Origin of the sequence: Streptococcus sp. 596553 (assembly GCF_900411395.1) — a bacterium.
Lineage (GTDB): Bacteria > Bacillota > Bacilli > Lactobacillales > Streptococcaceae > Streptococcus > Streptococcus mitis_BA.
In genome coordinates, this window is the sequence record NZ_OXCQ01000002.1 from 143,485 (window position 1) to 170,282 (window position 26,798).

At 39.6% G+C, this 26,798-nt stretch carries 25 protein-coding genes; 24 read left to right on the forward strand and 1 reads right to left on the reverse strand.

All coding sequences use genetic code 11. The features are described 5' to 3' along the window. Positions 1-645: 645 nt before the first annotated feature. The 16 genes from DSY56_RS12000 (at position 646) to DSY56_RS03680 (ending at position 15,952) form a co-directional block, all read left to right on the forward strand. Positions 646-819: a hypothetical protein gene (locus tag DSY56_RS12000; protein WP_200832355.1), complete on the forward strand. Its 174-nt coding sequence runs from the start codon at positions 646-648 to the stop codon at positions 817-819. 394 nt (positions 820-1,213) lie between these two features. Further along, complete coding sequence (locus DSY56_RS03610; protein WP_112443892.1) at positions 1,214-2,113, forward strand: Rpn family recombination-promoting nuclease/putative transposase; 900 nt, start codon at positions 1,214-1,216, stop codon at positions 2,111-2,113. A gap of 1,121 nt (positions 2,114-3,234) precedes the next feature. After that, positions 3,235-3,687 carry a YhcH/YjgK/YiaL family protein gene (locus DSY56_RS03615; RefSeq protein WP_049512399.1) on the forward strand — a complete coding sequence of 151 codons (453 nt, stop codon included), beginning with the start codon at positions 3,235-3,237 and terminating at the stop codon, positions 3,685-3,687. A gap of 18 nt (positions 3,688-3,705) precedes the next feature. Next, complete coding sequence (locus DSY56_RS03620) at positions 3,706-5,043, forward strand: ABC transporter substrate-binding protein (protein WP_000738775.1); 1,338 nt, start codon at positions 3,706-3,708, stop codon at positions 5,041-5,043. 78 nt (positions 5,044-5,121) lie between these two features. Beyond that, the gene (locus DSY56_RS03625; RefSeq protein WP_000237985.1) at positions 5,122-6,006 is read left to right on the forward strand and encodes a carbohydrate ABC transporter permease; all 885 of its coding nucleotides are present in this window, start codon (positions 5,122-5,124) and stop codon (positions 6,004-6,006) included. Then, positions 6,006-6,839 carry a carbohydrate ABC transporter permease gene (locus DSY56_RS03630; protein ID WP_000730468.1) on the forward strand — a complete coding sequence of 278 codons (834 nt, stop codon included), beginning with the start codon at positions 6,006-6,008 and terminating at the stop codon, positions 6,837-6,839. Before DSY56_RS03625 ends, DSY56_RS03630 begins: the two co-directional genes overlap by 1 nt. 6 nt (positions 6,840-6,845) lie before the next feature. Next, on the forward strand, positions 6,846-7,094 hold the full coding sequence (locus DSY56_RS12260; protein ID WP_112443893.1) for a hypothetical protein: 249 nt from the start codon (positions 6,846-6,848) through the stop codon (positions 7,092-7,094). Further along, positions 7,046-8,149, forward strand: a complete 1,104-nt coding sequence (locus tag DSY56_RS03640) for a Gfo/Idh/MocA family protein (RefSeq protein WP_112443894.1) — start codon at positions 7,046-7,048, stop codon at positions 8,147-8,149. The genes DSY56_RS12260 and DSY56_RS03640 overlap by 49 nt, the downstream gene beginning before the upstream one ends. Positions 8,150-8,328: 179 nt before the next feature. Beyond that, complete coding sequence (locus DSY56_RS03645; RefSeq protein WP_112443895.1) at positions 8,329-9,027, forward strand: N-acetylmannosamine-6-phosphate 2-epimerase; 699 nt, start codon at positions 8,329-8,331, stop codon at positions 9,025-9,027. A 114-nt stretch (positions 9,028-9,141) separates the two neighbouring features. Next, a complete protein-coding gene (locus DSY56_RS03650) occupies positions 9,142-10,470 on the forward strand; it encodes an ABC transporter substrate-binding protein (RefSeq protein ID WP_112443896.1) in 1,329 nt (442 codons plus the stop codon). A gap of 252 nt (positions 10,471-10,722) precedes the next feature. Next, on the forward strand, positions 10,723-11,589 hold the full coding sequence (locus DSY56_RS03655) for a carbohydrate ABC transporter permease (RefSeq protein WP_162278974.1): 867 nt from the start codon (positions 10,723-10,725) through the stop codon (positions 11,587-11,589). 15 nt (positions 11,590-11,604) lie between these two features. Then, positions 11,605-12,444, forward strand: coding sequence for a carbohydrate ABC transporter permease (locus DSY56_RS03660; RefSeq protein ID WP_001192006.1), 840 nt, complete (start codon positions 11,605-11,607; stop codon positions 12,442-12,444). A 271-nt stretch (positions 12,445-12,715) separates the two neighbouring features. Further along, positions 12,716-13,168, forward strand: a complete 453-nt coding sequence (locus tag DSY56_RS03665) for a YhcH/YjgK/YiaL family protein (RefSeq protein WP_112443897.1) — start codon at positions 12,716-12,718, stop codon at positions 13,166-13,168. A 134-nt stretch (positions 13,169-13,302) separates the two neighbouring features. Continuing rightward, positions 13,303-13,947, forward strand: a complete 645-nt coding sequence (locus DSY56_RS03670) for a YesL family protein (protein ID WP_112443898.1) — start codon at positions 13,303-13,305, stop codon at positions 13,945-13,947. 173 nt (positions 13,948-14,120) lie between these two features. Next, a complete protein-coding gene (locus DSY56_RS03675) occupies positions 14,121-15,038 on the forward strand; it encodes a dihydrodipicolinate synthase family protein (RefSeq protein ID WP_001281495.1) in 918 nt (305 codons plus the stop codon). A gap of 17 nt (positions 15,039-15,055) precedes the next feature. Continuing rightward, positions 15,056-15,952 (forward strand): ROK family protein, encoded by an 897-nt coding sequence (locus DSY56_RS03680; RefSeq protein ID WP_112443899.1) that lies wholly within the window; start codon positions 15,056-15,058, stop codon positions 15,950-15,952. A 109-nt stretch (positions 15,953-16,061) separates the two neighbouring features. Here DSY56_RS03680 and DSY56_RS03690 read toward each other — a convergent pair whose 3' ends face one another. Then, complete coding sequence (locus tag DSY56_RS03690) at positions 16,062-16,913, reverse strand: MurR/RpiR family transcriptional regulator (protein WP_112443900.1); 852 nt, start codon at positions 16,911-16,913, stop codon at positions 16,062-16,064. A 193-nt stretch (positions 16,914-17,106) separates the two neighbouring features. Here DSY56_RS03690 and pbp2b point away from each other — a divergent pair, with 193 nt between their 5' ends. The 8 genes from pbp2b (at position 17,107) to DSY56_RS03730 (ending at position 26,792) form a co-directional block, all read left to right on the forward strand. Continuing rightward, a complete protein-coding gene (gene pbp2b, locus DSY56_RS03695; RefSeq protein WP_080564682.1) occupies positions 17,107-19,164 on the forward strand; it encodes a penicillin-binding protein 2B in 2,058 nt (685 codons plus the stop codon). A 10-nt stretch (positions 19,165-19,174) separates the two neighbouring features. After that, positions 19,175-19,771 (forward strand): recombination mediator RecR, encoded by a 597-nt coding sequence (gene recR, locus DSY56_RS03700; RefSeq protein WP_000966760.1) that lies wholly within the window; start codon positions 19,175-19,177, stop codon positions 19,769-19,771. A gap of 175 nt (positions 19,772-19,946) precedes the next feature. Beyond that, positions 19,947-20,990, forward strand: coding sequence for a D-alanine--D-alanine ligase (locus DSY56_RS03705; protein ID WP_112443901.1), 1,044 nt, complete (start codon positions 19,947-19,949; stop codon positions 20,988-20,990). Positions 20,991-21,074: 84 nt separating this feature from the next. Then, positions 21,075-22,448, forward strand: a complete 1,374-nt coding sequence (locus tag DSY56_RS03710; protein ID WP_112443902.1) for a UDP-N-acetylmuramoyl-tripeptide--D-alanyl-D-alanine ligase — start codon at positions 21,075-21,077, stop codon at positions 22,446-22,448. Between the two features lie 94 nt (positions 22,449-22,542). Then, positions 22,543-23,247, forward strand: coding sequence for a YwaF family protein (locus tag DSY56_RS03715; RefSeq protein ID WP_112443903.1), 705 nt, complete (start codon positions 22,543-22,545; stop codon positions 23,245-23,247). Between the two features lie 219 nt (positions 23,248-23,466). After that, positions 23,467-24,840: a cell division protein FtsA gene (gene ftsA / locus DSY56_RS03720; protein ID WP_112443904.1), complete on the forward strand. Its 1,374-nt coding sequence runs from the start codon at positions 23,467-23,469 to the stop codon at positions 24,838-24,840. A 16-nt stretch (positions 24,841-24,856) separates the two neighbouring features. Further along, the gene (gene ftsZ / locus DSY56_RS03725) at positions 24,857-26,116 is read left to right on the forward strand and encodes a cell division protein FtsZ (protein ID WP_112443905.1); all 1,260 of its coding nucleotides are present in this window, start codon (positions 24,857-24,859) and stop codon (positions 26,114-26,116) included. A 4-nt stretch (positions 26,117-26,120) separates the two neighbouring features. Next, complete coding sequence (locus DSY56_RS03730) at positions 26,121-26,792, forward strand: YggS family pyridoxal phosphate-dependent enzyme (RefSeq protein WP_112443906.1); 672 nt, start codon at positions 26,121-26,123, stop codon at positions 26,790-26,792. Positions 26,793-26,798 lie beyond the last annotated feature (6 nt).

A 26,798-nucleotide genomic window follows, 5' to 3' on the forward strand; every position in this document is an offset into this window, starting at 1 on the left:
CTTGGATGTTGATGAATAACTGAGACACGTTTTGTCCGTCATAGAGATTAAAAGTTTATTTAGATAGTTTTCGTAGAAATTTCTACTCTAAGAAAAAATCAATTTAGATGAGCTCCTATTGCCGAGTCAATGACTTGCTAGTCGTAAATAAACTGTATATTTCTGACTTACTTAGGACTGGATACTGCTAGTCGCAACGTAACAGTTCGCTTTAAGTGTTAAAATGCATATAGCTAGTTATTGGTTATATGCGTTTTTGTTTTTAATTATTTTATTTCTTGTCTTGGAATATAGGTAAAGTTATAGTAAAATAAAATTCTGTAAATCATATTGGTAGATATACAAGAAGAGTGTATTGTTGACAGTACAGCACATAGAATCCAACATGTCCTTATACTCAAAAAATCAAAGAGCAAATTAGGAAGCTAGCCGTAGCCTGCCCAAAACACTGTTTTGAGGTTGTAGATGAAACTGACGAAGTCAGCCCAAAACACTGTTTTGAGGTTGTAGATGAAACTGACGAAGTCAGCTCAAGACACCGTTTTGAGGTTGCAGATAGAACTGACGAAGTCAGCTCAAAATACCGTTTTGAGGTTGCAGATAGAACTGACGAAGTCAGCTCAAAATACCGTTTTGAGGTTGTAGATGAAACTGACGAAGTCAGCTCAAGACACCGTTTTGAGGTTGCAGATAGAACTGACGAAGTCAGTAACATATACATACGGCAAGACGAAGATGACATGGTTTGAAGAGTATGGAACAATCATAACTTATTTGAAGATTTTAAAAGATTGTAAGCTATTATATCTGGATAAATAAGTATTAGAAACTAAAGTGAGGAAAAAGATGTTTTTATATTTAAAAGGTTTAGGAAAATTTCGTATCGCTAACACCAGACGGCTATAGAGTGAACGAGTACGGGGAATGGATCAACTGAACTTGCTTTATGGCATATTGACGAGAAAGCTAGGAGTATAAAAACACTAGAATTCATAGTCTAGAAAGTGGTAAGGATTTTCTAAAATGGTTGATTTTGTAATCTTTTTTGTAAAATATAGCTTTTAATAAATAATGTGAGCAATATATATATCTTTGCAAGTGATTAGGGTCAATAGTTTTTAACTTTCTCACTTCTTTTCCGAATAAATAGATAGAACCATAGAATCTAGCAAAATTAGATTTAAAACTATGGTATAATAGAAGGAGGAAAAGGATGATTCTAAGACATCTGGGCATTAGCCCGACCAATGACTTGGTTGCTAAGAAAATTTTCAGCAACCCAGAAATCACTTGTCAATTTATTCGCGATATGCTGGACTTGCCAGCCAAAAATGTAACCATTTTAGAGGGAAGCAATATTCATGTACTACCTTCTCTGCCTTATTCAGCCCAAGATTTCTATACTAGCATAGATGTCTTGGCTGAACTAGATAATGGAACCCAGGTTATTATTGAAATCCAAGTCCACCATCAGAATTTTTTCATCAATCGCCTGTGGGCATATCTGTGTAGTCAGGTCAATCAAAATCTTGAAAAAATCCGCCAGCAAGAAGGAAATACTCACCAGAGTTACAAACATATCGCACCAGTATACGCTATCGCAATCGTGGATAGTAACTACTTCTCAGATGACTTGGCTTTTCATAGTTTTAGCATGCGAGAGGATACGACGGGAGAGGCTTTAACAATTACAAACAATGGACAAGAAAATCATCTGGTTAAGATGGCGTTCTTGGAATTAAAAAAATATAGAGAAACCAGCAAAGATAGTATTCGCAAACCATGGTTAGAGTTTTTCGGTAATAAACCCTTTACTCAACAACCCGAGCGAGCCATCAGCCAAGCAGATCAACTGCTGGACTACAAGAGCTGGTCCGAGGAGGACAGGAAAATGTTTAGTCAACTACGTATGCGAGAAGAACAAGCTTTGTTAGCACAGGACTATGCCTTGGAACAAGCTGAAGAAAAAGGGTTGGAGAGAGGTCGGGCAGAAGGACTTGAACGTGGAAAACTTTTTGCCTTTCTGGATATGGTTCGCCAAGGACTTCTGACTTCCGAGGTTGCCAGTCAGCAGTTGGGTATGTCAGTATCTGAGTTTGAGGCGTTGTTGTAAGATCAGCAATAATAGACAAGAAAACCATCTGGTTAAGATGGCATTCTTGGAATTAAAAAACTCTAGGCACAAAATCTTAAAAAACACAAACACGCATAGTATCAGGTATTGAACAACCTTGATACTATGCGTTTTATAGTGCATTGAATCTACATTAGTACACTATAGTTGATTGAAAACAGAATAGTATACCGCAGCTTCTAAATCCTTGTTATAAATTTGATTTTACTTTCCCAATCGATTTATTCTCATCTTATTTCAATCTGCTATATTTCCTTCATTTTCTCCTAAAATTGACTTTCTTGTTTTTTATCTTGTCCACTCAAAACAAGTCTTGCAAGAAACCTACTTATTTTTGAAAGTACTTTTAATGTAGTTGCTATAGTTAAAAAGATTTGAAACTAAATTCCAAATTAGAAAAAGACTTGAAATGCTAAAAAAAAAAAGTATACTCTAATTGAAAACGGTAACAAAACTAATTTAGAGTATTTCTCTCTTAAAAGTTCTTGGTGAAACGAGATGTAGAAAGGAGATTTAGCCAAAGAGTCTATTAGTGCTAGAATAATAGATTAGAATTATTTTAGAAAAACTAATACTCAATGAAAATCAAAGAGCAAACTAGGAAACTAGCCGCAGGCTGTACTTGAGTACGGCAAGGCGACGTTGACGCAGTTTGAATTTGATTTTCGAAGAGTATAAGTGAGCAGCTTATAAATTCAATTTCCCAAATAGATTCATACTAGTATCTTTTGCAAAAAATAAAGGGCGACTTCCTTCATGAATATCAATTTCATCTATAAGGAAGGTAGCTAATTGAACTAACTCATTTATTCTGTTTGTCGCTAGAAAAATCAGATCTCCTTGTGAAGGTTGAGGAGATACTGAATGAAAATCAAAGAAGAAACTAGCAAGCTAGTAGCAGATTGCCCAAAACACCGCTTTGAGATTGTAGATAAGACTGACCTATATAATCCAAGGTGAAGCGACTGTGGTTTGAGGAGATTTTCAAAGAGTATAGGCTAGAGAGTGTTGTGTTTTTATGTCCTTCTAGTAGAAAATGCTAGACAGAAGAATGGGGAACTTGGATAGGAAAAAGAGATTGAGAAAGGAGGTTAGAAGAGATGATTATTACAAAAATTAGCCGTTTAGGAACTTATGTGGGAGTAAATCCACATTTTGCAACATTGATAGATTTTCTAGAAAAAACAGGACTAGAAAATTTAACAGAAGGTCCGATTGCTATCGATGGAGATCGATTGTTTGGGAATTGCTTTACTTATCTAGCAGATGGTCAAGCAGGGGCTTTCTTTGAAACACACCAAAAATATTTGGATATTCATTTAGTTTTGGAAAACGAAGAAGCCATGGCTGTTACGTCGCCGGAAAATGTAAGCGTTACCCAAGAGTATGATGAAGAGAAGGATATTGAATTATACACAGGGAAAGTGGAACAGTTGGTTCATTTGAGAGCTGGCGAATGTCTCATCACTTTTCCAGAAGATTTACATCAACCCAAGGTTCGTATAAATGATGAACCTGTGAAAAAAGTTGTCTTTAAAGTTGCGATTTCTTAATGTAGAAAGGGAAGAACGATGAAAAAAATGAGAAAGTTTTTATGTCTAGCTGGAGTTGCGCTAGCAGCCGTTGCCTTGGTAGCTTGTTCAGGAAAAAAAGAAGCTACAACTAGTACTGAACCACCGACAGAATTATCTGGTGAGATTACAATGTGGCACTCCTTTACTCAAGGACCCCGTTTAGAAAGTATTCAAAAATCAGCAGATGCCTTCATGCAAAAGCATCCGAAAACGAAAATTAAGATTGAAACATTCTCTTGGAATGACTTCTATACTAAATGGACTACAGGTTTAGCAAATGGGAATGTGCCAGATATCAGTACGGCTCTTCCTAACCAAGTAATGGAAATGGTCAACTCAGATGCTTTGGTTCCGTTAAACGATTCTATCAAGCGTATTGGACAGGATAAATTTAACGAAACTGCCTTAAATGAGGCAAAAATCGGAGATGATTACTATTCTGTTCCTCTTTATTCACATGCACAAGTCATGTGGGTTAGAACAGATTTGTTAAAAGAACATAATATTGAGGTTCCTAAAACTTGGGATCAACTCTATGAAGCTTCTAAAAAATTGAAAGAAGCTGGAGTTTATGGCTTGTCTGTTCCGTTCGGAACAAATGACTTAATGGCAACACGCTTCTTGAACTTCTACGTACGTAGTGGTGGAGGAAGCCTCTTAACAAAAGATCTTAAAGCAGATTTGACAAGTCAACTTGCTCAAGATGGTATTAAATACTGGGTTAAAATGTATAAAGAAATTTCACCTCAAGATTCTTTGAACTTTAATGTCCTTCAACAAGCTACCTTGTTCTATCAAGGAAAAACAGCATTTGACTTTAACTCTGGCTTCCATATTGGAGGCATCAATGCCAACAGTCCTCAACTGATTGATTCGATTGATGCTTATCCTATTCCAAAAATCAAAGAATCTGATAAAGACCAAGGAATTGAGACCTCAAACATTCCAATGGTTGTTTGGAAAAATTCAAAACATCCAGAAGTTGCTAAAGCATTCTTAGAATCACTTTATAATGAAGAAGACTATGTTAAATTCCTTGATTCAACTCCAGTAGGTATGTTGCCAACTATTAAGGGGATTAGCGATTCTGCAGCCTATAAAGAAAATGAAACTCGTAAGAAATTTAAACATGCTGAAGAAGTAATTACTGAAGCTGTTAAAAAAGGTACTGCTATTGGTTATGAAAATGGACCAAGTGTACAAGCTGGTATGTTGACTAACCAACACATTATTGAACAAATGTTCCAAGATATCATTACAAATGGAACAGATCCTATGAAAGCAGCAAAAGAAGCAGAAAAACAATTAAACGATTTATTTGAGGCTGTTCAGTAGATGTAAAAGACTAGAAAATAGGTGGGCTAGTGAGCTGAAAAGCCCTAGCCCAATCTTGTAAAAGAAGGGAGAAGGAGAATGGTTAAAGAACGTAATTTAACTCGCTGGATATTTGTTTTGCCAGCTATGATTATCGTAGGATTACTCTTTGTTTATCCGTTTTTCTCGAGTATTTTTTATAGCTTTACCAATAAGCATTTGATTATGCCCAATTACAAATTTGTTGGTTTAGCTAACTATAAAGCTGTGCTATCAGATCCCAACTTCTTTAATGCGTTCTTTAATTCAATTAAGTGGACCATTTTCTCATTAGTTGGTCAAGTTTTAGTAGGGTTTGTATTGGCTTTAGCTCTTCACAGAGTACGCCACTTCAAGAAATTATATAGGACCTTATTGATTGTTCCTTGGGCATTTCCTACAATCGTTATTGCCTTCTCTTGGCAATGGATTCTAAACGGGGTTTATGGCTACTTACCGAATCTAATCGTAAAATTAGGTTTAATGGAACATACACCTGCATTTTTGACAGATAGTACATGGGCATTCCTATGTTTGGTGTTTATCAACATTTGGTTTGGAGCGCCGATGATTATGGTCAATGTGCTTTCAGCTTTGCAAACAGTACCCGAAGAACAATTTGAGGCTGCTAAGATAGATGGTGCTTCAAGTTGGCAAGTCTTCAAGTTTATCGTCTTTCCACATATTAAAGTGGTTGTAGGACTTCTAGTTGTTTTGAGAACTGTATGGATCTTTAATAACTTTGACATTATCTACCTAATTACTGGTGGTGGACCAGCCAATGCTACAACGACGCTTCCAATTTTTGCATATAACCTGGGTTGGGGAACTAAATTGTTGGGTCGTGCTTCAGCAGTTACAGTATTGCTCTTCATCTTCTTGGTGGCGATTTGCTTTATCTACTTTGCTATCATCAGTAAGTGGGAAAAGGAGGGTAGAAAATAATGAAGAAGAAATCCAGTATTTATTTAGATATTCTCTCACATGTACTCTTGATTGGTGCGACCATCGTTGCAATTTTCCCATTGGTATGGATTATCATATCTTCTGTCAAGGGTAAAGGGGAATTAACTCAGTATCCAACACGATTTTGGCCTGAACAATTTACATTAGATTATTTCACTCATGTTATCAATGATTTGCACTTTATTGATAACATTCGAAACAGTTTAATCATTGCCTTAGCTACAACTGTTATTGCGATTATTATTTCTGCTATGGCAGCCTATGGTATTGTTCGATTCTTCCCTAAATTGGGAGCAATCATGTCGAGACTACTCGTCATTACCTACATTTTCCCACCAATTTTGTTAGCAATTCCCTATTCAATTGCCATTGCTAAAGTTGGGTTAACAAATAGTTTATTTGGCTTGATGATGGTTTATCTATCTTTTAGTGTTCCATATGCAGTTTGGCTCTTAGTTGGATTTTTCCAAACAGTTCCAATTGGAATTGAAGAAGCAGCTCGAATTGATGGTGCAAATAAATTTGTGACGTTTTATAAAGTTGTGCTACCGATTGTAGCACCAGGTATTGTAGCAACAGCTATTTATACATTTATCAATGCTTGGAATGAATTCCTGTATGCTTTGATTTTGATTAACAATACAGGAAAGATGACAGTAGCAGTAGCCCTTCGTTCACTTAACGGTTCAGAAATCCTAGACTGGGGAGATATGATGGCAGCATCTGTTATTGTAGTTCTTCCATCAATCATTTTCTTCTCTATCATCCAAAATAAGATTGCCAGTGGATTATCAGAAGGATCTGTGAAGTAATACTCAATGAAAATCAAAGAGCAAACTAGAAAACTAGCCGCAGGTTGCTCAAAGTACAGCTTTGAGGTTGCAGATAAAACTGACGAAGTCAGCTCAAAACACGTTTTTGAGGCTGTAGATGAAGCGACGTTGACGCGGTTTGAAGAGATTTTCGAAGAGTATAAGTTAAAATTAGAAAGTTTATTCAATAATAAAGGAGAAAAAACATGGTTAAATACGGTGTTGTTGGAACAGGATATTTTGGGGCTGAGTTAGCTCGTTATATGCAAAAGAATGATGGAGCAGAGATTACTCTTCTCTATGATCCAGATAATGCAGAGGCAATTGCAGAAGAATTGGGAGCGAAAGTAGCAAGCTCCTTAGATGAGTTGGTTTCTAGCGATGAAGTAGATTGTGTTATCGTTGCAACTCCAAATAATCTTCATAAGGAACCGGTTATTAAGGCTGCACAATATGGTAAAAATGTTTTCTGTGAAAAACCAATTGCGCTTTCTTATCAAGATTGTCGCGAGATGGTAGATGCATGCAAAGAAAACAATGTAACCTTTATGGCAGGACATATTATGAATTTCTTTAATGGTGTTCATCATGCAAAAGAACTCATTAATCAAGGAGTCATCGGAGACGTTCTATATTGTCACACAGCTCGTAATGGTTGGGAAGAACAACAACCGTCAGTATCATGGAAAAAAATTCGTGAAAAATCAGGTGGTCACTTGTATCACCACATCCATGAGTTGGATTGTGTTCAATTCCTTATGGGTGGCATGCCTGAAACTGTAACCATGACAGGTGGAAATGTAGCCCATGAAGGTGAACATTTCGGTGATGAAGATGATATGATTTTTGTCAATATGGAATTTTCTAATAAGCGTTTTGCCTTGTTAGAATGGGGGTCAGCTTATCGTTGGGGTGAACATTATGTCTTAATCCAAGGAACCAAAGGTGCCATCCGCTTAGACTTATTCAACTGTAAAGGAACTCTTAAGCTAGATGGACAAGAAAGCTATTTCTTGATTCACGAATCGCAAGAAGAAGATGATGATCGGACTCGTATCTATCATAGTACAGAAATGGACGGAGCAATTGCTTATGGTAAACCAGGTAAACGTACTCCATTATGGTTATCATCAGTCATTGATAAAGAAATGCGCTATCTGCATGAGATTATGCAAGGAGCACCAGTATCAGAAGAATTCGCAAAACTATTGACAGGTGAAGCTGCCCTAGAAGCAATTGCTACTGCAGATGCTTGTACCCAGTCTATGTTTGAAGATCGCAAAGTAAAATTGTCAGAAATTGTAAACTAAATTTTGGTATTCTCCTATTATAGGTCGACTTGCTCCTCTGAAAGTACTTTTAGAGGAGCTGTTTGACTTGGCTAGTTTTTGAAACTGAAATCTATTATACTACAAACTCTTGAAAGCGTTTTATTTTTAAGGTATAATAATCTCATAGAAACAAAGAAAAAGGAAAAGGAGGAAAGAGGATGCCACAGATTAGCAAAGAAGCCTTGATTGAGCAAATCAAAGATGGAATCATCGTTTCTTGTCAGGCTCTTCCTCATGAACCGCTTTATACAGAAGCGGGAGGGGTGATTCCCTTGCTGGTCAAAGCGGCTGAGCAAGGTGGAGCAGTCGGTATCCGAGCAAATAGTGTTCGCGATATCAAGGAAATCAAGGAGGTTACAAACCTTCCAATCATTGGGATAATAAAACGAGATTATCCACCGCAAGAACCCTTCATCACTGCTACTATGAAAGAAGTTGATGAACTGGCAGAACTGGACATCGAGGTCATTGCTCTGGATTGTACCAAGCGTGAACGCTATGATGGTTTGGAGATTCAAGAGTTCATTCGTCAGGTTAAGGAGAAATATCCTAACCAGCTTTTGATGGCAGATACTAGTATCTTCGAAGAAGGACTAGCAGCTGTAGAAGCAGGAATTGACTTTGTCGGAACAACCTTGTCAGGATACACATCCTACAGTCCAAAAGTAGACGGTCCAGATTTTGAACTCATCAAAAAACTCTGCGATGCCGGTGTAGATGTCATTGCAGAAGGGAAAATTCATACACCAGAACAAGCCAAACAAATCCTTGAATATGGAGTGCGAGGCATCGTTGTTGGTGGCGCTATTACTAGACCAAAAGAGATTACAGAACGCTTTGTTGCTGGTCTCAAATAACACAATCTTAAAAAAGAGGAGAGTGGTGGATGAGTAGGATGAAATGAAATCGCATACAAGAAATAAAGAACTCATTATCCAAGTTGGATACGCTTATAAAATAGGAGAATACAAATGAAATTTAGAAAATTAGCTTGTACAGTACTTGCGAGTGCTGCGGTTCTTGGTCTTGCTGCTTGTGGCAATTCTGGCGGAAGTAAAGATGCTGGCAAATCAGGTGGTGACAGTGCCAAAACAGAAATCACTTGGTGGGCATTCCCAGTATTTACTCAAGAAAAAACTGGTGACGGTGTTGGAACTTATGAAAAATCAATCATCGAAGCGTTTGAAAAAGCCAATCCAGATGTAAAAGTGAAATTGGAAACCATCGACTTCAAGTCAGGTCCTGAAAAAATCACAACAGCTATCGAAGCTGGAACAGCTCCAGACGTACTCTTTGATGCACCGGGACGTATCATCCAATACGGTAAAAACGGTAAATTGGCTGAGTTGAACGACCTCTTCACAGATGACTTTGTTAAAGATGTCAACAATGAAAACATCGTACAAGCAAGTAAAGCTGGAGACAAGGCTTACATGTATCCAATTAGTTCTGCCCCATTCTACATGGCAATGAACAAGAAAATGCTAGAAGATGCTGGAGTTGCAAACCTTGTAAAAGAAGGTTGGACAACTGATGATTTTGAAAAAGTATTGAAAGCACTCAAAGACAAGGGTTACACACCAGGTTCATTGTTCAGTTCTGGTCAAGGGGGAGACCAAGGAACACGTGCCTTTATCTCTAACCTTTATAGTGGTTCTGTAACAGATGAAAAAGTTAGCAAATATACAACTGATGATCCTAAATTCGTCAAAGGTCTTGAAAAAGCAACTGGCTGGATTAAAGACAATTTGCTCAATAATGGTTCACAATTTGACGGTGGAGCAGATATCCAAAACTTTGCCAACGGTCAAACATCTTACACAATCCTTTGGGCACCAGCTCAAAATGGTATCCAAGCTAAACTTTTAGAAGCAAGTAAGGTAGAAGTGGTAGAAGTACCATTCCCATCAGACGAAGGTAAACCAGCTCTTGAATATCTTGTAAACGGATTTGCAGTATTCAACAATAAAGACGACAAGAAAGTCGCTGCATCTAAGAAATTCGTTCAATTTATCGCGGATGACAAAGAATGGGGTCCAAAAGACGTTGTTCGTACAGGTGCTTTCCCAGTCCGTACTTCATTTGGCAAACTTTATGATGACAAACGCATGGAAACAATCAGCGGCTGGACTCAATACTACTCACCATACTACAACACTATTGATGGATTTGCTGAAATGAGAACACTTTGGTTCCCAATGTTGCAATCTGTATCAAATGGTGACGAAAAACCAGCGGACGCTTTGAAAGCCTTCACTGAAAAAGCGAACGAAACAATCAAAAAAGCTATGAAACAATAGTCCTTAGTTATTCTATAAAAAGTAGTTTTTTAAAGAACCTAAGAGTGTATACCCCCTTTTCCCTCTACACAGATAGTGTAAGAAAAGGGGGGCTTTTGTTTAAAATGTAAGAAATTGTCACGAAATTAAAATGAAGTTCTTACATAAGCGAATCATAAAAAATTTCATTTTGATTTTAAAACAGTTCAAGAAAGTCAAAAAATTATTCTATTTGAAAGAGAGGTGCCGACTGTGAAAGTCAATAAAATCCGTATGCGGGAAACAGTGATTTCCTATGCTTTCCTAGCACCAGTGTTGTTCTTCTTTATTATCTTTGTTTTAGTACCAATGATTATGGGCTTCATCACAAGTTTCTTTAACTATTCTATGACTAGTTTTGAATTTGTGGGCTTAGATAACTATGTCCGTATGTTTAAAGATCCTGTCTTTACAAAATCTCTGATTAACACAGTTATTTTGGTTGTTGGCTCTGTACCGATTGTTGTTCTCTTCTCGCTCTTTGTAGCGTCACAGACCTACCATCAAAATGCTATTGCTAGATCTTTCTACCGTTTTGTCTTCTTCCTTCCAGTTGTAACAGGTAGTGTTGCCGTAACAGTTGTTTGGAAATGGATTTATGATCCGCTATCAGGTATCTTAAACTTTGTTTTGAAATCTAGTCATATCATTACTCAAAACATTTCATGGCTGGGCGATAAGCACTGGGCATTGCTGGCGATTATGATTATCCTCTTGACAACGTCTGTTGGTCAACCGATTATCCTCTACATCGCAGCTATGGGGAATATTGACAATTCATTGGTTGAAGCAGCTCGTGTTGACGGTGCAACTGAATTTCAAGTTTTCTGGAAGATTAAATGGCCAAGCCTTCTTCCAACAACTCTTTATATCGCAATCATCACGACAATCAACTCCTTCCAAGTTTTCGCCTTGATTCAATTGTTGACATCTGGTGGGCCAAACTACTCTACAAGTACCTTGATGTACTACCTGTACGAAAAAGCCTTCCAATTGACAGAATATGGTTATGCAAACACAATTGGTGTCTTCTTGGCAGTCATGATTGCGATCGTAAGTTTTGTTCAATTTAAGGCGCTCGGAAACGACGTAGAATACTAAAGAAAGGAGACAGCTATGCAATCTACAGAAAAAAAACCATTAACAGCCTTTACTGTTATTTCAACAATCATTTTGCTCTTGTTGACTGTGCTGTTCATCTTTCCATTCTACTGGATTTTGACAGGGGCATTCAAATCACAGCCTGATACCATTATGATTCCGCCACAATGGTTCCCTAAAATGCCAACCATGGAAAACTTCCAACAACTCATGGTGCAGAACCCTGCCTTACAATGGATGTGGAACTCAGTATTTATCTCATTGGTAACCATGTTCTTAGTCTGTGCAACCTCATCTCTAGCAGGTTATGTATTGGCTAAAAAACGTTTCTATGGTCAACGCATTCTATTTGCAATCTTTATTGCTGCCATGGCTCTTCCGAAACAAGTTGTCCTTGTACCATTGGTACGTATTGTCAACTTCATGGGAATTCATGATACTCTTTGGGCAGTTATCTTGCCTTTGATTGGATGGCCATTTGGGGTCTTCCTCATGAAACAATTTAGTGAAAATATCCCTACAGAGTTGCTTGAATCAGCTAAAATTGACGGTTGTGGTGAGATTCGTACCTTCTGGAGCGTAGCCTTCCCGATTGTGAAACCAGGGTTTGCGGCTCTTGCAATCTTTACCTTCATCAATACTTGGAACGACTACTTCATGCAGTTGGTAATGTTGACTTCACGTAACAACTTGACCATCTCACTTGGGGTTGCGACCATGCAGGCTGAAATGGCAACCAACTATGGTTTGATTATGGCAGGAGCTGCCCTTGCTGCTGTTCCAATCGTAACAGTCTTCCTAGTCTTCCAAAAATCCTTCACACAAGGTATTACTATGGGAGCGGTCAAAGGATAATACTCTGCGAAAATCGAATTCAAACTAGGTCAGCGTCGCCTTGCCATACTTAAGTATTTCCTGCGGTTAGCTTCCTAGTTTGTTCTTCAATTTTCATTGAGTATAGGAAAATCAATCTATCAGAATACAGAAGTATATTTTATAGATTAAAAGAATATAGAGTTATAAGTGTCTACAAAATGGAGGGTATGCAGTTACTTTATGAAGTTTTGTCAGACACTTATCAACTTAAGAATGGTTTTAGTTAACTATCAGAAACGAAGGAAACAGTATGATTTTTGACGATTTGAAAAACATTACCTTTTACAAAGGAATTCATCCCAATCTAGACAAGGCTATCGACTATCTCTACCAGCACCGTAAGGATTCTTTCGAATTAGGTAAGTATGAGATTGACGGGGGCAAGGTCTTTCTAGTTGTTCAGGAAAATGTCCTCAATCAAGCTGAAAATGATCAATTTGAGCATCATCAGAACTATGCAGACTTGCATTTGCTGGTAGAAGGACATGAATATTCGAGTTACGGTTCACGTATCAAAGACGGGGCAGTAGCATTTGACGAAGCAAGTGATATTGGCTTTGTTCATTGTCATGAACACTACCCACTCTTGTTGGGTTATCACAATTTTGCGATTTTCTTCCCAGGTGAGCCACATCAACCAAATGGTTATGCAGGTATGGAATACAAGGTTCGCAAGTATTTGTTTAAAATTTTAATTGATTAGAATGATCAGCAGAGATAGCTGATGACTATCTTACTAAGCACTTTTGAAAATTGAGTTTAAGAGTTGAATCTTATCAATTGATAAATCGGAATGATTTAGCAAGTGATATAAATTAAATTATAGGGGGAGCAAACATGTCACAAAAAGGAAGAAGTCTCATCAAGGCTGCATTTGATACAGATAATTTTCTAATGCGAATTAGTGAGAAGGTTTTAGATATTGTAACAGTCAATCTTCTCTTTGTAGTAACTTGTTTGCCAATCGTAACGATTGGAGTGGCTAAAATCAGCCTCTACGAGACCATGTTCGAAGTTAAGAAGAGCAGACGGGTGCCAGTTTTTAGAACCTATCTAAGAGTTTTCAGGCAAAATCTGAAACTAGGTTTTCAGTTGGGGTTGTTGGAGTTAAGAATTGTATTTCTTGCTCTTTTAGATCTTTATCTTTTCTGGGGTCAAACAGCTCTGCCCTTCCAATTGCTGAAAGCTATTTGTCTAGGCATTTTGATTTTCCTTACTATCGTGATGTTGGCTAGCTATCCCATCGCTGCACGTTATGACCTATCTTGGAAAGAAATTCTTCAAAAAGGATTGATGTTGGCTAGTTTTAATGCTCCTTGGTTTATCTTAATGATTGTAATTATCTTTTTGATTTTGATGATTCTATATCTATCAGCCTTTACCCTGCTATTGGGAGGATCAGCTTTTATTCTCTTTGGTTTTGGATTTCTTGCTTTTTTACAAGTGGGAGTGATGGAAAAGCTATTTGCTAAGTATGAGTAAGGGGTGCAATTATTTCTGAAACTACTTTCAAACGCTCCAAACGCTATTCTATAAGCGAGAAACTAAAATCTAAGTGTCTATAAGATATTGAAAGCCTTTTCGGTAAAGTGTATACTAAAGAAGTACAGAAAGAATCTGCTTTAGCAGAAAATAAAAATAATAGGAGAAAATCTATGTCAGATTTGAAAAAATACGAAGGTGTCATTCCAGCCTTCTACGCATGTTATGATGATCAAGGAGAAGTAAGTCCAGAGCGTACGCGTGCCTTGGTTCAATACTTCATTGATAAAGGTGTTCAAGGTCTCTATGTCAATGGTTCTTCTGGTGAATGTATCTACCAAAGCGTTGAAGACCGCAAATTGATCTTGGAAGAAGTCATGGCAGTTGCCAAGGGTAAATTGACCATCATTGCTCACGTAGCTTGCAACAATACCAAGGATAGTATGGAACTTGCTCGCCATGCAGAAAGTTTGGGAGTAGATGCTATTGCAACGATTCCGCCAATTTACTTCCGCTTGCCAGAATACTCAGTTGCCAAATATTGGAACGATATTAGTTCTGCAGCTCCAAATACAGACTATGTCATCTACAACATTCCTCAATTGGCAGGGGTTGCTTTGACTCCAAGCCTTTACACTGAAATGTTGAAAAATCCTCGTGTTATTGGTGTTAAAAATTCTTCAATGCCAGTTCAAGATATCCAAACCTTTGTGAGCCTTGGTGGGGAAGACCATATCGTCTTTAACGGTCCAGATGAACAGTTCCTAGGTGGTCGCCTCATGGGTGCCAAAGCTGGTATCGGTGGTACATATGGTGCTATGCCAGAACTCTTCTTGAAACTCAATCAGTTGATTGCAGATAAAGATTTGGAAACAGCGCGTGAATTGCAGTATGCTATCAACGCTATCATTGGTAAATTGACTGCTGCACATGGAAATATGTACGGTGTCATCAAAGAAGTCTTGAAGATCAATGAAGGCTTGAATATTGGTTCTGTTCGTTCACCATTGACACCAGTGACTGAAGAAGATCGTCCAGTTGTAGAAGCAGCTGCAGCCTTGATTCGCGAAACCAAGGAGCGCTTCCTCTAATCCATAAGGAGGTATTTATGACACACTACGTTGCAATTGATATTGGTGGAACCAACATCAAATATGGTTTAATCGACCAAGAAGGCCAACTTGTTGAATCACATGAAATGCCAACAGAGGCGCATAAGGGTGGACCTCATATCTTACAAAAAACCAAAGATATTGTAGCTAGCTATTTAGAAAAAGGCCCAGTAGCAGGTGTTGCCATTTCTTCTGCAGGAATGGTGGATCCAGATAAGGGTGAGATTTTCTATGCTGGGCCTCAGATTCCAAATTATGCAGGAACCCAGTTCAAGAAGGAAATCGAGACTAGCTTTACTATTCCTTGTGAAATTGAGAATGACGTCAACTGTGCAGGTCTGGCTGAAGCGGTATCTGGTTCAGGCAAGGGAGCGAGTGTCACCCTTTGCTTGACCATTGGAACAGGTATCGGTGGTTGCTTGATTATGGATGGGAAAGTCTTCCATGGATTTAGCAATTCAGCCTGTGAAGTTGGGTATATGCATATGCAGGATGGAGCTTTCCAAGACTTGGCTTCTACGACAGCTTTAGTGAAATATGTAGCTGAAGCACATGGAGATCCAGTTGACCAGTGGAATGGCCGACGCATTTTCAAGGAAGCCACTGAGGGCAATAAACTCTGCATGGAAGGTATTGACCGCATGGTAGACTATCTAGGAAAAGGTCTGGCAAATATTTGCTACGTTGCCAATCCAGAGGTGGTCATTCTCGGTGGCGGTATCATGGGACAAGAGGCAATTCTCAAACCCAAAATCCGTACAGCCTTGAAAGAAGCCTTGGTGCCAAGCCTAGCTGAAAAAACACGATTAGAATTTGCCCATCACCAAAATACAGCAGGTATGTTGGGTGCTTATTATCATTTTATACTCAATGAAAATCAAAGAGCAAACTAGGAAGTTAGCCGTAGGCAGTACTTGAGTACGACAAGGCGAAGCTGACGTGGTTTGAATTTGATTTTCGAAGAGTATTAAGACAAAACAATCCTAGTTTGGCTGAGCCAAACTAGGATTTTCTGACACGTTTTTGTCTACGATAGCCGTTGAGTTTCTTATTTTCCCAGTAGCTATTAAAGATTTTTTCCTTGCTTTCGCGATTGATTTCCAAAAAGTAGGCGTAAATCAAATCGATAAAGAAGAGCATAGGAAGTTGAGCGGATATTCGTTGGATATAGGAAGGCTGGCTGTGGGTGGCTACAAGAACAGTCTCTGTGTAGGTCTGACTATCTTTATTTGGGACACTTGAAAAGAGTACAGTCTTTGCCCCCATCTCCTTGGCATCTAATAGACTATCTAAAATAGAAGGTGTTGTGCCAGAAAGTGAGAAACCAAGTACGAGACAATTTTCATCCATGATGCTGGTTGTCCAGGCAAAGCCGTCTTGGTCTGTCAAAGCTTCGCAGACCACACCCAGACGCATGAACCGCAATTTCATTTCACGAGCGACGAGGCCAGAACTCCCTGTTCCGAAGAAGTAGACACGCTCAGCATCTTCGATTAACTGGGCAATTCGTTCTAGTTGGATTTCGTCAATCAAGTCTTGTGTTTGTTCCCTCATATTGCTATAGCTTCTGAGGACTCGTTTGGTCAGTGGACTGTGCTTGGAGACTTGGTTGACTTGATTTTCTGTCTGATGTTGGTATTGGAAAATAAATTCTCGGTAGCCAGTAAAGCCACACTTTTTAGCAAAGCGAGTTAGTGCAGCCTGAGAGATATGTAATTTTTGAGTGACCTGTTGGGAGGAAAGGTCATCTTGAATGGTTTCTGCTTGTAAAAAATAGCGAGCGATTTCTTGCTCTAGGTCTGTCATTTCTTCAAAATGTGAATCAATGACAGTTGCGATATCTGGTTTGTCCATAGGGAAGGCTCCTTTAAATGAGTCGTGTTGGAAAAAGACTAGATTATTGAACTTTTACATTCATTATAACATATAATATAGGGATGGATAAATAAAAACGTATCTTACTGTAAAAACGAAAAAAAGCTTCTTTCTTTTCCATAATTTTCTGCTCAAATTGTGGTACAATTAAGAGTAAGATTTTAAGTTAGAAATGAGACTGATTTGTATGAGAAAATTTAACAGCCATTCGATTCCGATTCGGCTTAATTTATTGTTTTCAATCGTCATTTTACTCTTTATGACCATTATTGGTCGTTTGTTGTATATGCAGATTTTGAACAAGGATTTTTACGAAAAAAAGCTAGCCTCAGCTAGTCAGACCAAGGTCACAACCAGTTCTGCCCGTGGGGAAATCTATGATGCTAGTGGAAAACCTTTGGTAGAAAATACGTTAAAGCAGGTTGTTTCCTTTACGCGTAGCAATAAAATGACGGCTACAGACTTAAAAGAAATAGCTAAAAAGTTACTGACTTATGTGAGTATTAGCTCGCCAAATTTGACAGAACGCCAGCTGGCTGATTACTATTTGGCTGATCCTGAAATCTATAAAAAAACAGTGGAAGCTCTCCCGAGTGAGAAACGATTGGATTCAGATGGCAATCGCCTATCCGAATCAGAACTGTATAACAATGCGGTCGATAGTGTCCCAACAAGTCAACTAAACTATACAGAGGATGAAAAGAAAGAAATCTATCTTTTTAGTCAGTTAAATGCTGTTGGAAACTTTGCGACAGGAACCATTGCGACAGATCCTCTAAATGATTCTCAGGTGGCTGTTATTGCCTCTATTTCAAAGGAGATGCCTGGCATTAGTATTTCTACTTCTTGGGATCGAAAGATTTTGGAAACTTCCCTTTCTTCTATAGTAGGGAGTGTATCCAGTGAAAAAGCTGGTCTCCCAGCGGAAGAAGCAGAAGCCTATCTTAAAAAAGGCTATTCTCTAAATGACCGTGTTGGAACCTCCTATTTGGAAAAGCAATATGAAGAGACCTTACAAGGAAAACGCTCGGTAAAAGAAATCCATCTGGATAAATATGGCAATATGGAAAGCGTGGACACAATTGAGGAAGGTAGTAAGGGAAACAATATCAAACTGACCATTGATTTGGCCTTCCAAGATAGCGTGGATGCTTTGCTGAAAAGTTATTTCAATTCCGAGCTAGGAAATGGTGGAGCCAAGTATTCTGAGGGTGTGTATGCAGTCGCCCTTAACCCCAAAACAGGTGCTGTTTTGTCTATGTCAGGACTCAAACATGACCTGAAAACGGGAGAGTTGACTCCTGATTCCTTGGGAACGGTAACCAATGTCTTTGTCCCAGGTTCGGTTGTTAAGGCCGCTACCATCAGCTCAGGTTGGGAAAATGGTGTTTTATCAGGAAACCAAACCTTAACAGATCAGCCTATTGTTTTCCAAGGTTCAGCTCCAATTTATTCTTGGTATAAATTGGCATATGGATCTTTTCCTATTACAGCTGTGGAAGCCTTGGAGTATTCATCCAATGCTTACATGGTTCAAACCGCTCTTGGAATCATGGGCCAGACCTATCAACCAAATATGTTTGTTGGAACCAGCAATTTGGAAACAGCTATGGGAAAACTTCGTGCGACCTTTGGCGAATATGGCTTGGGGGCTGCGACCGGAATTGACCTACCAGATGAATCTACTGGATTTGTTCCCAAAGAGTATAGCTTTGCTAATTACATCACCAATGCCTTTGGGCAGTTTGATAACTATACGCCCATGCAGTTGGCTCAGTATGTAGCAACTATTGCAAATGATGGTGTTCGTGTGGCTCCTCGTATTGTTGAAGGCATTTATGGTAATAATGATAAGGGAGGACTGGGTGACTTGATTCAGCAACTGCAACCGACAGAGATGAATAAGGTCAATATATCCGACTCCGATATGAGTATCTTGCACCAAGGTTTTTATCAGGTTGCTCATGGGACTAGTGGATTGACAACTGGACGTGCCTTTTCAAATGGTGCCTTGGTATCTATTAGCGGAAAAACGGGTACAGCCGAAAGCTATGTGGCAGATGGTCAGGAAGCAACCAATACCAATGCGGTGGCCTATGCCCCATCTGATAATCCCCAAATCGCTGTTGCAGTGGTCTTTCCTCATAATACCAATCTAACAAATGGTGTAGGACCTTCCATTGCGCGTGACATTATCAATCTGTATCAAAAATACCATCCAATGAACTAGAAAGGAAATTATGCTTTATCCAACACCCATTGCCAAGCTGATTGACAGTTATTCCAAGTTACCAGGTATCGGGATTAAGACGGCCACGCGTCTGGCCTTTTATACGATTGGGATGTCTGATGACGATGTCAATGAATTTGCCAAAAATCTCCTTTCTGCTAAGAGAGAATTGACCTACTGTTCCGTTTGTGGACGTTTGACAGATGATGATCCTTGCTCCATTTGTACCGATCCGAGTCGTGACCAGACAACGATTTTGGTGCTAGAGGATAGTCGTGATGTGGCAGCCATGGAGAACATCCAAGAATACCATGGTCTCTATCATGTCCTGCATGGCCTCATTTCTCCTATGAATGGTATCAGTCCAGATGATATCAATCTCAAGAGTCTCATGACTCGTCTGATGGATAGTGAGGTTTCAGAAGTAATCGTAGCAACCAATGCCACAGCAGATGGGGAAGCGACTTCCATGTATCTTTCGCGTTTGCTCAAGCCAGCTGGCATCAAGGTTACGCGCCTGGCAAGAGGTCTTGCTGTGGGAGCAGATATCGAGTATGCAGATGAAGTCACACTCTTACGGGCTATTGAAAATCGGACAGAGTTGTAAGTGTGGACAAATTTACGAAGTCCATTCATTTATAAAAAATCAAGGAGGCTGAAAATCGTTCATATTGGCCTCTTTTTGTGTAGTGTGATGAGTAGGATCAGGTTCAAGTTTTAAAAAACCAAGCAAATATGATATACTAAAGAGCGAGTATTCTAGTAGAATTAGGACAAGTAATATGAAACAAACGATTATTCTTTTATATGGTGGACGGAGTGCGGAACGCGAAGTCTCTGTCCTTTCAGCTGAGAGTGTCATGCGTGCGGTCAATTACGACCGTTTCACAGTTAAGACTTTCTTTATCAGTCAGTCAGGTGACTTTATCAAAACGCAAGAGTTTAGTCAGACTCCAGGCCAAGAGGATCGTCTCATGACCAATGCGACCATTGATTGGGATAAGAAAGTTGTACCAAGTGCTATATACGAAGAGGGAGCAGTGGTATTCCCAGTTCTTCACGGTCCGATGGGAGAAGATGGCTCTGTCCAAGGTTTCCTTGAAGTTTTGAAAATGCCTTATGTCGGCTGTAATATCTTGTCATCTAGTCTTGCCATGGACAAAATCACGACCAAGCGTGTGTTAGAATCTGCTGGCATTGCCCAAGTTCCTTATGTGGCTATTGTTGAAGGGGACGATGTGACTGCTAAAATTGCTGAAGTGGAAGAAAAATTGACTTATCCAGTCTTCACTAAGCCGTCAAACATGGGTTCTAGTGTCGGTATTTCCAAGTCTGAAAATCAAGAAGAACTCCGTCAAGCTTTGAAACTTGCCTTCCAATATGACAGCCGTGTCTTGGTAGAGCAAGGAGTGAATGCCCGGGAAATCGAGGTTGGTCTACTAGGCAACTACGATGTCAAAAGCACGCTACCAGGAGAAGTAGTCAAGGATGTTGCCTTTTATGATTACGATGCCAAGTATATTGATAACAAGATTACTATGGATATCCCAGCTAAAATCAGTGATGATGTGGTAGCTGTCATGCGTCGAAATGCAGAAACGGCCTTCCGTGCCATTGGTGGCCTCGGTCTCTCTCGTTGCGATTTCTTCTATACAGATAAGGGAGAGATCTTCCTAAATGAGCTTAATACCATGCCAGGTTTCACCCAGTGGTCTATGTACCCACTACTTTGGGATAATATGGGAATCAGCTATCCAGACTTAATCGAGCGATTGGTTGATCTTGCCAAGGAAAGTTTTGACAAGCGCGAAGCGCATTTGCTATAAGAATGAAAGAGAGGGTAGGAGCCAGAACCATCACTGCAAGGTGACTAGAGTTCTCGAGCTTCGACCTTTTTTAAAGGAGTAGAAATGAAATTAACAATTCATGAAGTGGCTCAAGTTGTAGGAGCTAAAAATGATATCAGCATCTTTGAGGATACCCAGTTAGAGAAAGCTGAGTTTGACAGTCGTTTGATTGGGACAGGGGACTTGTTTGTGCCACTTAAAGGTGCGCGTGATGGCCATGACTTTATCGAAACAGCTTTTGAAAATGGCGCTGCTGCAACCCTGTCTGAGAAAGAGGTCGCAAATCATCCCTACATTCTAGTAGATGACGTTTTGGCTGCCTTTCAATCCCTAGCTGCCTATTATCTTGAAAAAACAGCTGTTGATGTCTTTGCGGTCACAGGTTCAAATGGTAAGACAACGACCAAAGACATGTTGGCGCACTTGCTATCAACAAGATACAAGACCTACAAAACGCAAGGCAACTACAATAACGAGATTGGCCTTCCCTACACAGTTCTCCACATGCCTGAAGGAACAGAAAAGTTGGTTTTGGAGATGGGACAGGATCACTTGGGAGATATTCATCTCTTGTCAGAATTGGCTCGTCCAAAAACAGCCATCGTGACCTTGGTTGGAGAAGCACATTTGGCCTTTTTCAAAGACCGTTCAGAGATTGCTAAAGGGAAAATGCAAATTGCAGATGGCATGGCTTCGAATTCCTTGCTCTTGGCGCCAGCTGACCCGATTGTAGAGGACTACTTGCCAACTGATAAAAAGGTGGTCCGTTTTGGGCAAGGAGCAGAGCTGGAAATCACAGACTTGGTTGAGCGTAAGGACAGTCTGACCTTTAAGGCTAATTTCTTGGAACAAGCCCTTGATTTGCCAGTGACTGGTAAGTACAATGCCACTAATGCTATGATTGCATCCTATGTTGCCCTGCAAGAAGGAGTTTCAGAGGAGCAAATCCGTTTGGCCTTCCAAAATCTTGAATTGACGCGTAACCGTACCGAGTGGAAGAAAGCAGCCAATGGAGCAGATATCCTATCAGATGTGTATAATGCCAATCCAACTGCTATGAAGTTAATTTTGGAGACTTTTTCTGCCATTCCAGCCAATGAAGGGGGCAAGAAAATTGCGGTTTTAGCGGACATGAAGGAACTGGGTAACCAGTCAGTTCAACTCCATAACCAGATGATTTTGAGCCTCTCGCCAGATGTGCTTGATACCGTGATTTTCTATGGAGAAGATATTGCTGAATTAGCCCAATTGGCTAGTCAAATGTTCCCAATCGGCCACGTTTACTACTTCAAAAAAACAGAAGATCAAGACCAATTTGAAGACCTAGTTAAGCAGGTCAAAGAAAGCCTTGGAGCCCACGACCAAATCCTACTCAAAGGCTCCAATTCTATGAATCTAGCCAAACTGGTAGAAAGTTTAGAAACTGAAGACAAGTGATTTTGTCAAACATTTACGTATTTATAAATCCATTTTTGACAAATAGCATGGTATAATAAAATGCAGGAAAATTTTGAATCATGAGGAAGACTAGATGAATTTATGGGATATTTTCTTTACGACCCAAGCAACAGAACCACCCAAGTTTGATCTTTTTTGGTATATCAGTATATTTACACTCTTGGGTTTGACCTTTTATACAGCCTATCGCTATCGTGAAACGAGAGTTTACCAACGATTTTTCCAGATTTTACAGGCCGTTCAGTTAATCCTACTTTATGGTTGGTATGGGGTCAACCATATGCCACTATCAGAAAGCTTACCCTTTTACCATTGCCGTATGGCTATGTTTGTGGTGCTTTTGCTTCCTGGTCAGTCTAAATATAGGCAATATTTTGCATTACTAGGAACATTTGGGACATTAGCAGCCTTTGTTTATCCAGTGTCAGATGCCTATCCTTTCCCCCATATCACCATTTTATCCTTTATTTTTGGGCATTTAGCACTCTTGGGGAACTCTCTAGTTTATCTCTTGAGACAGTATAATGCGCGATTGCTGGATGTGAAGGGAATTTTTCTCATGACCTTTGGACTAAATGCCTTGATTTTTGTAGTCAATTTGGTAACAGGTGGGGATTACGGATTCTTGACAAAACCGCCATTGGTTGGAGATCACGGCTTAGTGGCTAATTATTTAATCGTTTCTCTGACCTTGTCAGTAGCGATTACGTTGACAAAGAAAATCTTGGAACTATTTTTAGAACAAGAAGCAGAAAAAATGATTGCAAAGAAAGCTTAGAAATGAGCTTTCTTTTTTTGGTCTTAGAGAATTTTTACAAGCAGCTTATAAAATAAGAATTTCTGAACATAGAAACTCAAAAAATGGCTGGGAAATTTAGGAAAAAAGCAAGCACGATTAAATTTTTTGTGTTATAATATTCTGTGAATAGCTATGCCTAGGTTTAGCTATGGAATAATACGAAGTGCGAAACTTGGAAGATAGAGAGGATGCGATGTAATGGCTAGAGAAGGCTTTTTTACAGGTCTAGATATTGGAACAAGCTCTGTCAAGGTGCTTGTAGCCGAGAAGAGAAATGGTGAATTAAATGTAATTGGCGTGAGTAATGCCAAAAGTAAAGGTGTAAAGGATGGAATTATTGTTGATATTGATGCAGCAGCAACTGCTATCAAATCAGCTATTTCCCAAGCAGAAGAAAAGGCAGGCATTTCGATTAAATCAGTGAATGTCGGCTTGCCTGGTAATCTTTTGCAGGTCGAACCAACTCAAGGGATGATTCCAGTAACATCTGATACCAAGGAAATTACGGGTCAAGATGTTGAAAATGTTGTCAAATCAGCTTTGACAAAAAGTATGACACCTGACCGTGAAGTCATTACCTTTATTCCTGAAGAATTTATTGTGGATGGCTTCCAAGGGATTCGTGACCCACGTGGCATGATGGGGGTTCGCCTTGAAATGCGTGGCTTGCTTTATACAGGCCCTCGTACTATCTTGCACAATTTGCGTAAGACAGTTGAACGTGCAGGTGTCCAGGTTGAAAATGTTATCATTTCACCACTAGCAATGGTTCAATCAGTTTTGAACGAAGGGGAACGTGAATTTGGTGCTACAGTGATTGATATGGGGGCAGGTCAAACGACTGTCGCTACAATCCGTAACCAAGAACTCCAATTCACACATATTCTCCAAGAAGGTGGAGATTATGTAACTAAAGATATCTCCAAGGTTTTGAAAACCTCTCGCAAATTAGCAGAAGGCTTGAAACTGAATTACGGGGAAGCCTATCCGCCTCTTGCAAGCAAAGAAACCTTCCAAGTAGAAGTTATTGGAGAAGTAGAAGCAGTCGAAGTGACGGAAGCCTACTTGTCAGAAATTATTTCTGCACGAATCAAGCACATCCTTGAGCAAATCAAGCAAGAATTAGACAGAAGACGTCTATTGGAGCTCCCTGGTGGTATTGTCTTGATCGGTGGGAATGCCATTTTACCAGGTATGGTTGAGCTTGCTCAGGAAGTATTTGGCGTCCGTGTCAAACTCTATGTTCCAAACCAAGTTGGTATTCGTAATCCGGCCTTTGCGCATGTGATTAGTTTATCAGAATTTGCTGGACAATTGACAGAAGTCAATCTTTTGGCTCAAAGAGCAGTCAAGGGTGAAGTTGCTCTGACTCATCAACCGATTAGTTTTGGGGGAATGATTCAGAAAACAGCTCAGTTTGTACAATCAACGCCTGTTCAACCAGCTCCTGCTCCAGAAGTAGAGCCGGTGGCGCCTACAGAACCAATGGCGGATTTCCAACAAGCTTCACAAAATAAACCGAAATTAGCAGATCGTTTCCGTGGCTTGATCGGAAGCATGTTTGACGAATAAAGAGGAAAAATAAATTATGACATTTTCATTTGATACAGCTGCTGCTCAAGGTGCAGTGATTAAGGTAATTGGTGTCGGTGGAGGTGGTGGCAATGCCATCAACCGTATGGTCGACGAAGGTGTTACAGGCGTAGAATTTATCGCAGCAAACACAGATGTACAAGCATTGAGCAGTACAAAAGCTGAGACTGTTATTCAGTTAGGTCCTAAATTGACTCGCGGTTTGGGTGCAGGAGGTCAACCTGAGGTTGGTCGTAAAGCTGCTGAAGAAAGCGAAGAAACACTGACGGAAGCTATCAGTGGTGCAGATATGGTCTTCATCACTGCTGGTATGGGAGGAGGCTCTGGAACTGGAGCTGCTCCTGTTATTGCTCGTATCGCTAAAGATTTAGGTGCTCTTACAGTTGGTGTTGTAACACGTCCTTTCGGTTTTGAAGGAAGCAAGCGTGGACAATTTGCTGTTGAAGGAATCAACCAACTTCGTGAGCATGTAGATACTCTATTGATTATTTCAAACAACAACTTGCTTGAAATTGTTGATAAGAAAACACCGCTCTTGGAGGCTCTTAGCGAAGCGGATAATGTTCTTCGTCAAGGTGTTCAAGGAATTACCGATTTGATTACCAATCCAGGATTGATTAACCTTGACTTTGCCGATGTAAAAACAGTTATGGCAAATAAAGGGAATGCTCTTATGGGTATTGGTATCGGTAGTGGAGAAGAGCGTGTGGTAGAAGCAGCTCGTAAGGCAATCTATTCACCACTTCTTGAAACAACAATTGACGGTGCAGAAGATGTGATTGTCAACGTAACTGGTGGTCTTGACTTAACCTTGATTGAGGCAGAAGAGGCTTCACAAATTGTGAATCAGGCAGCAGGTCAAGGAGTGAACATCTGGCTCGGTACTTCAATTGATGAAAGTATGCGTGATGAAATTCGTGTAACAGTTGTCGCAACAGGTGTTCGTCAAGACCGCGTAGAAAAGGTTGTGGCTCCACAAGCTAGACCTGCTACTAACTACCGTGAGAGAGTAAAACCAGCTCATTCACATGGCTTTGATCGTCATTTTGATATGGCAGAAACAGCTGAATTGCCAAAACAAAATCCACGTCGTTTGGAACCAACTCAGGCATCTGCTTTTGGTGATTGGGATCTTCGCCGTGAATCGATTGTTCGTACAACAGATTCAGTCGTTTCTCCAGTCGAACGCTTTGAAGCCCCAATTTCACAAGATGAAGATGAATTGGATACACCTCCATTTTTCAAAAATCGTTAAGTAAATGAATGTAAAAGAAAATACAGAACTTGTTTTTCGAGAAGTTGCAGAGGCTAGTCTGAATGCTCATCGAGAGAGTGGTTCAGTCTCTGTCATTGCAGTTACCAAGTATGTAGATGTACCGACAGCGGAAGCTTTGCTTCCGCTAGGTGTTCATCATATAGGTGAAAATCGTGTCGATAAGTTTCTGGAAAAATATGAAGCTTTAAAAGATCGAGATGTGACTTGGCATTTGATTGGTACCTTACAAAGACGTAAGGTGAAAGATGTCATTCAATACGTTGATTATTTCCATGCCTTGGATTCAGTCAAGCTAGCAGAGGAAATTCAAAAAAGAAGTGACCGAGTCATCAAGTGTTTCCTTCAAGTAAATATTTCTAAAGAAGAAAGCAAACACGGTTTTTCGAGAGAGGAACTGCTGGAAATCTTGCCAGAGTTAGCCAGACTAGATAAGATTGAATATGTTGGTTTAATGACGATGGCACCTTTTGAGGCTAGCAGTGAGCAGTTGAAAGAAATTTTCAAGGCGACCCAAGATTTGCAAAGAGAAATTCAAGAAAAACAAATTCCAAATATGCCTATGACCGAGTTAAGTATAGGAATGAGTCGTGATTATAAAGAAGCGATTCAATTCGGTTCCACCTTTGTTCGTATAGGTACAGCATTTTTTAAGTAGGAGAGA

Coding starts and splice junctions, on each gene's coding strand:
- DSY56_RS12000 (WP_200832355.1), top strand. CDS start 646: ATGAAACTGACGAAGTCAGCTCAAGACACCGTTTTGAGGTTGCAGATA.
- DSY56_RS03610 (WP_112443892.1), top strand. CDS start 1,214: ATGATTCTAAGACATCTGGGCATTAGCCCGACCAATGACTTGGTTGCT.
- DSY56_RS03615 (WP_049512399.1), top strand. CDS start 3,235: ATGATTATTACAAAAATTAGCCGTTTAGGAACTTATGTGGGAGTAAAT.
- DSY56_RS03620 (WP_000738775.1), top strand. CDS start 3,706: ATGAAAAAAATGAGAAAGTTTTTATGTCTAGCTGGAGTTGCGCTAGCA.
- DSY56_RS03625 (WP_000237985.1), top strand. CDS start 5,122: ATGGTTAAAGAACGTAATTTAACTCGCTGGATATTTGTTTTGCCAGCT.
- DSY56_RS03630 (WP_000730468.1), top strand. CDS start 6,006: ATGAAGAAGAAATCCAGTATTTATTTAGATATTCTCTCACATGTACTC.
- DSY56_RS12260 (WP_112443893.1), top strand. CDS start 6,846: ATGAAAATCAAAGAGCAAACTAGAAAACTAGCCGCAGGTTGCTCAAAG.
- DSY56_RS03640 (WP_112443894.1), top strand. CDS start 7,046: ATGGTTAAATACGGTGTTGTTGGAACAGGATATTTTGGGGCTGAGTTA.
- DSY56_RS03645 (WP_112443895.1), top strand. CDS start 8,329: ATGCCACAGATTAGCAAAGAAGCCTTGATTGAGCAAATCAAAGATGGA.
- DSY56_RS03650 (WP_112443896.1), top strand. CDS start 9,142: ATGAAATTTAGAAAATTAGCTTGTACAGTACTTGCGAGTGCTGCGGTT.
- DSY56_RS03655 (WP_162278974.1), top strand. CDS start 10,723: ATGCGGGAAACAGTGATTTCCTATGCTTTCCTAGCACCAGTGTTGTTC.
- DSY56_RS03660 (WP_001192006.1), top strand. CDS start 11,605: ATGCAATCTACAGAAAAAAAACCATTAACAGCCTTTACTGTTATTTCA.
- DSY56_RS03665 (WP_112443897.1), top strand. CDS start 12,716: ATGATTTTTGACGATTTGAAAAACATTACCTTTTACAAAGGAATTCAT.
- DSY56_RS03670 (WP_112443898.1), top strand. CDS start 13,303: ATGTCACAAAAAGGAAGAAGTCTCATCAAGGCTGCATTTGATACAGAT.
- DSY56_RS03675 (WP_001281495.1), top strand. CDS start 14,121: ATGTCAGATTTGAAAAAATACGAAGGTGTCATTCCAGCCTTCTACGCA.
- DSY56_RS03680 (WP_112443899.1), top strand. CDS start 15,056: ATGACACACTACGTTGCAATTGATATTGGTGGAACCAACATCAAATAT.
- DSY56_RS03690 (WP_112443900.1), bottom strand. CDS start 16,913: ATGGACAAACCAGATATCGCAACTGTCATTGATTCACATTTTGAAGAA.
- pbp2b (WP_080564682.1), top strand. CDS start 17,107: ATGAGACTGATTTGTATGAGAAAATTTAACAGCCATTCGATTCCGATT.
- recR (WP_000966760.1), top strand. CDS start 19,175: ATGCTTTATCCAACACCCATTGCCAAGCTGATTGACAGTTATTCCAAG.
- DSY56_RS03705 (WP_112443901.1), top strand. CDS start 19,947: ATGAAACAAACGATTATTCTTTTATATGGTGGACGGAGTGCGGAACGC.
- DSY56_RS03710 (WP_112443902.1), top strand. CDS start 21,075: ATGAAATTAACAATTCATGAAGTGGCTCAAGTTGTAGGAGCTAAAAAT.
- DSY56_RS03715 (WP_112443903.1), top strand. CDS start 22,543: ATGAATTTATGGGATATTTTCTTTACGACCCAAGCAACAGAACCACCC.
- ftsA (WP_112443904.1), top strand. CDS start 23,467: ATGGCTAGAGAAGGCTTTTTTACAGGTCTAGATATTGGAACAAGCTCT.
- ftsZ (WP_112443905.1), top strand. CDS start 24,857: ATGACATTTTCATTTGATACAGCTGCTGCTCAAGGTGCAGTGATTAAG.
- DSY56_RS03730 (WP_112443906.1), top strand. CDS start 26,121: ATGAATGTAAAAGAAAATACAGAACTTGTTTTTCGAGAAGTTGCAGAG.